2 protein-coding genes are annotated in these 589 nt (G+C 64.7%); both read left to right on the top strand.

What is annotated here, in order from left to right:
- Positions 1–459 (top strand): transposase (locus NKI54_RS36395; RefSeq protein ID WP_352694682.1); only part of this gene is annotated, 459 nt, incomplete at its 5' end.
- Positions 456–589: IS66 family insertion sequence element accessory protein TnpB (tnpB, locus tag NKI54_RS36390; protein WP_352694684.1), on the top strand; the 134-nt coding region annotated here is incomplete at its 3' end. The genes NKI54_RS36395 and tnpB, both read left to right, overlap by 4 nt.

The raw sequence follows: 589 nt of genomic DNA, 5'->3' as shown, positions 1-589 counted from the left end.
CCCGATCGCGAGAGACGGAGGGCCTACGTGGGAGCAGACGGCAAAATGGACGTCGATTTGGACGTCCCAACAGCTGGCTACGCAGGCCGGCTCGAGGTTCTGGAAGGTCCAACGGGACGGCGGGTTCGCTCGGAGGCTGAGAGAGCCCGGATTGCGGCCGAGAGCCTGATGCCGGGGGTGCAGGTGGCGGCGGTCGCACGCAAGCATGGCGCGACCCGCTGGCAGGTCTACGATTGGCGGCGTCGCCTTCGTCAGGGACAACTGGCACTGCCGGAAAGCATGGCGCCGATGTTCGCGCAGTTGATGGTGGACGACTCATCGGTGCCTCAGCGGAGGATGAGGCCATCGAAATCGACGCCGGCGAAGGTGGAGATCGTGATCGACGACATGGTGATCCGAACGGCGGTTGACCTCGAACAGCTGTCGCAGGTGATCCGAGCGGTTCGGGCCTCGCGATGATTGCACCGGGCAACGATCTGAAGATCTACGTGGCGACCCGGCCGGTTGACTTCCGGCGCGGCATGGACGGATTGGCATTGGCTGTGCAGGAGATGCTAGGCCTCGACCCGTTCTGTGGGGCAGCCTTCGT

Source organism: Mesorhizobium sp. M0663 (genome assembly GCF_040320585.1).
Classification (GTDB): domain Bacteria; phylum Pseudomonadota; class Alphaproteobacteria; order Rhizobiales; family Rhizobiaceae; genus Mesorhizobium.
This window is presented reverse-complemented; position numbering and strand designations above follow the sequence as displayed.